Origin of the sequence: Chitinophaga sp. CC14 (assembly GCF_048957795.1) — a bacterium.
Lineage (GTDB): Bacteria > Bacteroidota > Bacteroidia > Chitinophagales > Chitinophagaceae > Chitinophaga > Chitinophaga ginsengisegetis.
The window spans coordinates 2,276,456-2,284,992 of sequence record NZ_JARBFY010000001.1 but is presented as its reverse complement, the minus strand read 5'-3'; the positions used below and the strand labels follow the sequence as shown (position 1 = coordinate 2,284,992).

Below are 8,537 nucleotides of genomic sequence, written 5' to 3'. Positions count from 1 at the left end.
GGAGCTACTGGATTCGAACCAGTGACCCTCTGCTTGTAAGGCAGATGCTCTGAACCAGCTGAGCTAAGCTCCCTCTTAAAGATCTTTGGAAAAATATGTCAAATTACTGTAGTGTGGGAGCTACTGGATTCGAACCAGTGACCCTCTGCTTGTAAGGCAGATGCTCTGAACCAGCTGAGCTAAGCTCCCTCTTTTGTTTCTTACCTATCGTCCCTTTCGTTCGATTGGATCGCAAAGGTATAAACTATTTTTATTCTACCAAATATTTTTTAAAAAAAGCAGGAAAAACGAAACCGGGGCATGTTGTTACACTCCTTTCAAACCCTGTACCACACATCATTACAGGAAAAATAAAAACCGGATTCAATTTTATAAAGATGCCTGCATTTTTTTTCACTTATATATATTTCTCATCAATAATGTGCATGATTATCTGCCCGGATATTTTTTATTTTTTTAGAAAGATAAAGGGAGACAGAAGCCGGTATACCTGCTTTTATCTCCCTTAATATTAAATCAAATCTCTTATTTCTTTTTCTTCTTTTCCGCCTTCTTCACAAAGCCGCCTTCAAAAAAGCATTTGATACCACGATAAGCGCCGCAGCCACCTATTTCGCGGATATTCACCCGGTTGCCGGTAAACTGGAAAGCAATACCACAGGAAGATTCCTTGTCCTTGTATTCGCCCCGGTTGCCGCCAATGTAATGTCCCCGGCCGCTCAGTTCTCCTTTACAGTTGCCATTGTCTTTTGAGAAGGTGATGAAGAACTGGAAAGACTTGGTATCCTCGCCATCACGGATGGATACGATGCTCATGTCGCCGGCCGTATAATCGCCGGAGAATTTATGTTTACGGGGCAGTGTATCAATCGGGTTGAAGATCTGCCCGGCGTTCGTAGGTCCGTTGGAGTTAGTCATGATAAGCGTTACCGAACCATCGGGATTCACCATGTAAAAATCTTCTCTCAATGCGCTCCGGCTGCCCGACAATTTTGTTTCGCTGCTGATCTTCACTACATTTTTACTGTCTATTACCAGGGAGGTAACCGTACCATCCGCACTACCGGTGTTGGCTACACGTATCCTGTTGAGGTATTTCCCTTTTTTATCCAGGAAGCAGAGATAGCCTACAGATTGTGACCTGCCGGCTGCTTTCACAGTCATATAGTTTACTACGCTGCCGGCAATCCGCTGCAGCGGGAAATATTTCACCGGTTCATTCTTGCCGAAATCACCTTTTGTCAGCGTATCTGTGAGAAACCGCATGGCAGCGGTATCCAGCCGCAGTGAATCCGGTTGTTTCAACTGGAGCGTATCCGGTGTAAGCCTGTAGGGCAGGGTGCCAGGCGTAAACAATGCCTGGAAGTCTTCAAATGTCATGGGCTCGTCGCCGCTGCCTGATTTCTTCTTCGATTTGCAGGCTGCCAACACGCCGATTGCCAGTAATAATAAAAGGAAACGCTTCATTAGAAAATTTAATTCTGGGCGAAAAGTTAGATATAATTTTTATATGTGCGCGTTAAAAATCAAAAAACATACCGGATAGAGAAATGTTCAGATTTATTATTTAGATTTGTCTAAATAATATTTTAGATAACATGAATTTATCGATCGCAGAGGAAAACCATATCAAATCAATTTATAAGCTGCAGGAAGGCGACGCCGTAGTAACTACCAACGCATTGGCCTATGAACTGGATACAAAGCCTGCATCGGTAACAGACATGGCCAAGAAGCTGAAAGAGAAGAAGCTGATTGAATACGAGAAATACAAAGGCATCACCCTTTCGGCAGACGGCAGAAAAGCCGCCCTGCAAATTGTACGGCGCCATCGCCTGTGGGAGTGCTTCCTGGTAGATAAACTCTCCTTCAGCTGGGAAGAAGTGCATGAGCTGGCAGAAGAACTGGAACATGTACGCAGTGAAAAGCTCACCAACCGGCTCAGCGAATTCCTCGGAAACCCGGTGATAGACCCTCACGGCGACCCTATCCCTGATGCCAACGGAAAACTGGCCAAACCACGCCCGCAAACCTCACTGGATCAGGCCAACGCCAAACGACTGGTAGTTACAGCCGTATCAGACCAATCCACCGCGCTGCTGGCCTTTCTCAACGCCAAAGGAATTAAACTGGGCACCCAGCTGGAAATAGTAGCGCATTACGAATACGACAATTCTATAGAAATAAAAGTAAAAGGGCAACCCGCCATTACCATCAGTGAGCAGGTTGCAAAAAATATAATGGTCAGACCCGTTTAATTATCAGCATATACTATGAGCATCGAGCATACACATTCATCAGCATCGTTAAGTGAGGTACATCAGAGTGTTGAAACGAGTGGAAAATCCAGGTGGAAAAAAATCTTCGCCTTCTTTGGCCCCGCCTATCTTGTAAGCGTGGGTTATATGGACCCCGGCAACTGGGCCACCGACCTGGCCGGCGGCAGCCAGTACGGTTATAAGCTATTATGGGTATTGCTCATGAGTAACCTCATGGCATTGCTGCTGCAAAGCCTGAGCGCCCGGCTGGGCATTGTGCGCGGCCGCGACCTCGCACAGGCTAACCGGGAAACCTATCCGCCGGTAGTGAATTTCATCTTATATGTATTGGCGGAAATCGCCATAGCAGCCACCGACCTGGCAGAAGTACTGGGAATGGCGATCGGTATACAGCTGCTCACAGGGCTGCCGCTGGTATGGGGCGTAAGCCTGACCGTGCTGGACACCTTCCTCCTCCTGATCCTGCAACGCTACGGCATCCGTAAAATGGAAGGGTTTATTATCAGTCTTGTTGCTATTGTAGGCGCCTCCTTCCTGGTAGAACTGATCCTCGTGAAACCCCAGATGCACGAGGTAGTGCGGGGTTTTATTCCCACCATCCCGGACAACACCGCGTTGTATATTGCCATTGGTATTATCGGCGCCACCGTGATGCCGCATAACCTGTACCTGCACTCAGCACTGGTACAAACGCGGAAAATAAAACGGGACGACGCCGGTATTAAGCAGGCCATTAAAATGAATTTTATCGACAGCACCATTGCCCTGAACCTCGCGTTCCTGGTGAATGCTGCGATCTTAATACTTGCTGCCGCCGTATTTTTCAAAAGCGGCCGAACAGATGTGGCCGAAATCCAGGATGCGCACCGGCTGCTGGATCAGCTGCTGGGAAGCAAACTGGCGCCTATCCTGTTTGCGGTGGCGTTGATTGCTGCGGGTCAGAGTTCTACGGTAACCGGCACCCTGGCCGGGCAAATTGTAATGGAAGGCTATCTCCGCCTGCGTATTAACCCGTGGCTGCGGCGGCTTATCACCCGGCTGCTGGCCATCATCCCCGCACTGCTGGTGATCCTTATTTTCGGCGATGAAGAAGTAGGTGCGCTGCTGGTGTTCAGCCAGGTATTGCTCAGCTTACAACTTGGCTTTGCCATCATCCCGCTCATCCATTTTGTAAGCGATAAAAAAACGATGGGTACCTTTGCCATCAAGCCCATTACTAAAATTTTCAGCTGGCTGGTCACCAGTTTATTGGTGTACCTTAATATGCGGATGGTATTATCAGAAGCCTTTGATTATATGTCTGGTACCGGGAATATTTTTGTAGACGGATTAATTATGGCCGGCTGCCTCGGCTTTGTGGTGCTGCTTTTCATCACCATCGTGTATCCGCTGCGCCGCCGCTACCGTGAAGATGCCGCCGCAGGAATCCATACCACGCAGGTATCGCTGGGCGACATGGAAAAGCCTACCTATCAATGTATTGCGATGGCCCTGGATTTCTCGGAACGCGACAAGGACATTGTAACCAACGCCATTGCTCACGGGAACGAACACACGCAGTATATCCTTATTCACATTGTGGAAAGCGCTTCCGCCAAATACTTTGGTAAAGATTCGGACGACCTGGAAACACGCCGCGACCAGGAACAGCTGGATACCTATATTGCCCTGCTGAAAAGCCGCAACATCAGCGCCAAAGGCGTGCTCGGCTTCCGCCGGCGCGCCCGTGAAATTGCCCGCATTGTACACGAAGAAAAAGCGGACTTCCTGGTACTGGGAGGCCACGGCCACAGGGGCTTTAAAGACTGGCTGTATGGCGAAACAGCTAACCAGGTACGTCACCAGGTAAAGATCCCGGTGCTGGTAGTGCAGTAAAATTTTAAATGTATGCTTTCGTTATTCAAACCCGGTGATACCAAACATTTCAGCCGCATCGTGCGGCCGGAAGACTGTGCCTCATTTGACAGCGGGCATGTGCATCCCGTATACGCCACCTTTGCACTGGCGCGTGATGCAGAATGGTGCTGCCGTTTGTTTGTACTTGATATGAAGGAAACATCCGAAGAAGGCATTGGCACCCGGCTTACTGTGGAGCATCTCTCCCCCGCTTTAACCGGCAGCCGGGTGGACTTTACAGCCGTGATCACACAAATACAACATCATGAAATCACCTGTAGTTACGAGGCCGTTTGCAATGGCCGTATCGTTGCTACAGGTATACAGGTGCAGAAAATTCTTTCTAAAGAAAAACTGGAGAAGTTATTTACGCGGTAAGATCGCCTTCGGCGATTGCGAGTTTTGTCTTTCCCAGGATTAAACTGATTATACTGATTTCGCTGATTTTATTTTTTAGGATTTTATAAAAGATTTTAAACGATCAGGGGAGATATAAGCGAAAGTATCCGCTTATATCTCCCCTGATCATTTAAAATCCAAAAAGTCAAATCCCTGAATCAGTATAATCAGTTTAATCCTGGGAAAGACAAAATCCGCTTCGATCCGCTATAACCCCAGCGCCGCCTTCAACCGCGGGTAACCGGTTTTGCTCACCAGCACCCTGGCGCCACTGCGCAGTATAGCCAGGTGGTTTTCTTTTTCGTAGGGGTCTATACGTGTTACCTGGTTTACGTTGAGTATATAAGAGCGATGCACCCGCGTAAACTGTTGCGGGTCCAGCATTTTTTCGAAGAACGACATTGTTTTATTTTTCAGGAAGCTACCTTCCTGGGTTACTATTTTCACGTAGTCGTCTGCTGCTTCCAGGTAATGGATATCCTGTACCGGGATGATTTTGATTTTACCATTGATCTTTATTACCACGCGGTTGCTCTGCAAAGGTGTGGCGGCAGCGGTTTCCAGCAACGCTTCCGTATTGGTGGCAACAGGTGTTTGGAAATGATCCAGCCATTTTTGTACGGCCTTATCAAAGCGATCGCTGGAAAAAGGTTTCAGCAGGTAGTCCACCGCATGCACTTCAAAGGCCCTGATAGCATGTTCTTCAAAGGCTGTGGTAAAGATCACGGCAGGCATATTTTCCACGAGTTCCAGCATTTCAAAACCGGTGATCTTTGGCATTTGTATATCCAGGAAAATGATATCCGGCTGATGCTGTTGTATGGCCTTTAATCCTTCAAATCCATCATTGCATTCCTGCACCACTTCTATTTGCGGGAAGCTTAACAGGTATTCCTTCACCACTTCACGGGCCAATGGTTCATCATCAATTAATACTGCTTTTATCATGCGATTGTGGTACTTTAATAATGGTAGTAAATATATTATCAATGGCCGTGGTTTCCAGCAGGTCCTGCCGTGCAAACAGCAGGTACAGCCTGCGTTGTATGGAAGTTAAGCCGAAACCTGTTCCTTTGTTGGGTTGCTGCAGTTCGTTGTCGAACGGATTTTGTATGGCGATATACAACATGTTATCCTGCAGCCATGATTTTATGCTGATGGTGATATCACCGGTGGTATCGTATAGTCCGAACTTGATCGCATTTTCTACTACAGGCTGCAGCAGCATCGGCGGCATCATCATTTTATCTGCTTCCTCATAAGGCACAACGTTGGTGGTTAAACGATGTCCGAAGCGTACTTTCTCTATATCCAGGTAAAGCTGCAGGTAGTTCAGTTCTTCGGCGAGTGTGATCCACTGGTCGTCTTCACGTTTCAATGATCCTCTTAAAAAGTCGGAGAGCTTCAGAACCATTTCGCGGGCTTCTTTTGGCCGCAGCATGATGAGTGCATTGATGGAGTTGAGGCTGTTAAACAGGAAATGCGGCTGCAGTTGCTGCCGCAGTTTAAAGAGTTCTGCTTCTCTTACAATCTTCTCCGTAGCTTCTTTACGTTGGCGGTATTCCTGTTGTTCTTCCTCATCGTACCACATCTGGCTCCTGAATCCGATCCCTGCAATCAGCATGCATCCAACAATAGCATGAACGGGGATGGCATTGTTCAGCCAGTTGAGATACGGTACATCTTCCGGGAAGGCGGATACCAGTATCCAGCGGCTCAGGCACACCCACAATACAGACAATGCAAAACTCAGAACAGCTACATAGCCAAACTTCATGGTGCCGTCTGCCGGGCGGTAATAAGCCACGTTATGGCTTATTACAATACCGGCGGCTCCCAGTAGTATAACGTGCACTGCACTGTCTGTGACCGATTGCCAGAGGGGAAGGTCGAACCAGTACCACAGCAACCCGCCATACAGGAACATCCAGATGGCGAAGGAGGCGAGAAAAGCCCACCAGGCATTACCTTTAATCAGTTGCTTTACCAAAGAAGGTGATTTATCAGTTATACGTTAAGTTCAAAGTACTGTTGTCCCTGTAACTGTGCAGATTTCATCTGCAACCAGGCGATGTAGGAATTGGGATCACCCGGCTCTTCGATGCGGGAGTACAATTCCATACCGTCTGTCAGCTGATCCAGGGTATATACTTCCGGTACGTTGATGAACTTCCATTGTACCAGTTCCTGTTGTTGATTTTTAAAAGCATATTGTTCCTGCATACCAATTTCACGGGCCTTATCGCAGGCGTCTTTCTTGGTAACAGCGCTGATTAATCTTAATTGTTCATCAAATTGCGGAGTGTGATTGCCTTCACCGCAGATGATCTGATATACAACTTTCGCAACAAACCAATGCATAAAATTAAAATTTAAAAGTTCGAGAAGATAGAATACAGGTTGAGATATGGATGTTTAATGATCAGTAACTTTTTATTTCCACGCCACCGAATACGCAGGACCCTTTCAGGATCAGTAGTTTATCAATGGGTCCGGCAGGTATCACACTGTTACTACGTTTATCTTCCACACCGCCGAGGATGGCGTCGATATCTACCTGCACTTTCCAGTTGGCCGGTACAATGATTTCGCAACCACCGAAAACGGCTGAAACGTCCATAGTAGCGGTGCCGTTGATATCGGCATTCATGAAGTTGATGACAGCACCTCCGAAGACAGCGCTTACGTCGCCTCCCTTAAAGTTTTTAGACATCACTACTTTATTCACGCTGCCAAAAATAGCGTTGGCGCTCAGCGTATCTTCCCCGGTGGCAAATTCCTCACTGGAGCCGAAGCTGTGTTTTTTGGACGGCCATTCCGGATGGTGATAACTCTTTTTAAAGATCAGCACAATACCCACCAGGATCAATGCTACCGGCCATATAAACTGGGCGGTGTTATATGGCAGATGAAGTATTTCGCTTGCCAGGAAAATTCCGCCTACCAGGATCATCACCACCCATCCCCCGAATCTGAAGTTATGCTTTGCCCCTATAACAATACCAACCGCTATCAGGATCATTTGCCAGGAGAACAGCCAATGGGGCAGGTCGAGATCCAGGCGTTGTAATAACAGGCAGGCACCAACGATGATGAAAACCGCACCGCCTATAAAGCGGCCTTTTCTTCTTGATGCGTCGATATCTTCGTTTTTCATTTGTTTTACTATTTATGATACAAATGTAGAACGGCACGCTGTTATTGGAAACAGGGTTTAGGCTAATAAAGTACCCTCACCGGTAAAAAGCAGGAAATCGCCGGTGAAAACGGCGGGCTATATTTCTACCGTTACCAGGGCATCGTTTCCGGCCAGTTTTACGAGGATGGCTTTCAACTGCTGTACCATAGGATCGGGGCCACAGATATAGAAATGCTGGTTGAAATCACTGATCTTCCCTTTCAGGTAGTTTTCATCGATGGTATGGTGGTCGTAGCCGGGAACTTCCTGTGCGGTGAGCGTGTTAATGAAACGGTTGCCCAGCATTTCTTCAAATTCATCTTTTAAAATAATATCTCCCAGGGTTTTATTGGAGCAGATCAGTTGGTTATTGCCCAGCTGGCCTTTGTGCTGCAGGTCGCGCAGGATGGCAATGAAAGGGGTAACGCCTGCGCCGCCGGCGATGAAGGTGCCTTCCCCGTTATAATGAATGGTACCCCATACATCGTGCAGGATCAGTTCATCACCGGCTTTCAGTTGGCCGAGTTCATGGGTAACGCTGCTATGGTCGTCGTAGATCTTGATGGTAAATTCCAGTTGATCCCATTCGGTAAGGCTCGTAAAGGTAAAGGGGCGTCTTTCTTCTTCCCATCCGGGTTTATTAACCGCTACTTCTGTAGCCTGACCGGGTACAAAGGTATATCCGGCGGGCTTTTCCACGGTGAATTGGCGGACGTTATGTGTTACGGGGGTAACGGCCAGGATTTTTACGATATGGCTTTCCATTGGTTCAGGTTTTCTTTAAT

9 protein-coding genes and 1 tRNA gene are annotated in these 8,537 nt (G+C 47.5%); 3 read left to right on the top strand and 7 right to left on the bottom strand.

What is annotated here, in order from left to right:
• Positions 1-114 precede the first annotated feature (114 nt).
• Positions 115-189: transfer RNA gene (locus PV783_RS09290), tRNA-Val, on the bottom strand.
• Between the two features lie 336 nt (positions 190-525).
• On the bottom strand, positions 526-1,467 hold the full coding sequence (locus tag PV783_RS09285; RefSeq protein WP_420987806.1) for a hypothetical protein: 942 nt from the start codon (positions 1,465-1,467) through the stop codon (positions 526-528).
• 131 nt (positions 1,468-1,598) lie between these two features.
• Here PV783_RS09285 and PV783_RS09280 point away from each other — a divergent pair, with 131 nt between their 5' ends.
• Genes PV783_RS09280 through PV783_RS09270 form a run of 3 tightly spaced genes read left to right on the top strand, consistent with a single transcriptional unit; the run spans position 1,599 to position 4,553 of the window.
• Positions 1,599-2,258, top strand: a complete 660-nt coding sequence (locus PV783_RS09280; RefSeq protein ID WP_079469026.1) for a metal-dependent transcriptional regulator — start codon at positions 1,599-1,601, stop codon at positions 2,256-2,258.
• A 15-nt stretch (positions 2,259-2,273) separates the two neighbouring features.
• On the top strand, positions 2,274-4,154 hold the full coding sequence (locus PV783_RS09275; protein ID WP_420987805.1) for an Nramp family divalent metal transporter: 1,881 nt from the start codon (positions 2,274-2,276) through the stop codon (positions 4,152-4,154).
• Between the two features lie 12 nt (positions 4,155-4,166).
• A complete protein-coding gene (locus tag PV783_RS09270) occupies positions 4,167-4,553 on the top strand; it encodes a thioesterase family protein (protein ID WP_336387219.1) in 387 nt (128 codons plus the stop codon).
• A 228-nt stretch (positions 4,554-4,781) separates the two neighbouring features.
• On the opposite strand, the gene PV783_RS09265 is transcribed toward PV783_RS09270, so the two are convergent.
• The 5 genes from PV783_RS09265 to PV783_RS09245 form a co-directional block, all read right to left on the bottom strand.
• Positions 4,782-5,522 (bottom strand): LytR/AlgR family response regulator transcription factor, encoded by a 741-nt coding sequence (locus PV783_RS09265; protein WP_420987804.1) that lies wholly within the window; start codon positions 5,520-5,522, stop codon positions 4,782-4,784.
• Positions 5,500-6,564 (bottom strand): sensor histidine kinase, encoded by a 1,065-nt coding sequence (locus PV783_RS09260; RefSeq protein ID WP_420987803.1) that lies wholly within the window; start codon positions 6,562-6,564, stop codon positions 5,500-5,502. The genes PV783_RS09265 and PV783_RS09260 overlap by 23 nt, the downstream gene beginning before the upstream one ends.
• 17 nt (positions 6,565-6,581) lie before the next feature.
• Complete coding sequence (locus PV783_RS09255; RefSeq protein WP_079469030.1) at positions 6,582-6,935, bottom strand: DUF4288 domain-containing protein; 354 nt, start codon at positions 6,933-6,935, stop codon at positions 6,582-6,584.
• Positions 6,936-6,996: 61 nt separating this feature from the next.
• Positions 6,997-7,731, bottom strand: coding sequence for a LiaF transmembrane domain-containing protein (locus PV783_RS09250; RefSeq protein ID WP_111579437.1), 735 nt, complete (start codon positions 7,729-7,731; stop codon positions 6,997-6,999).
• Positions 7,732-7,848: 117 nt separating this feature from the next.
• Positions 7,849-8,517: an FAD-binding oxidoreductase gene (locus PV783_RS09245; RefSeq protein ID WP_420987802.1), complete on the bottom strand. Its 669-nt coding sequence runs from the start codon at positions 8,515-8,517 to the stop codon at positions 7,849-7,851.
• Between the last annotated feature and the right edge of the window lie 20 nt (positions 8,518-8,537).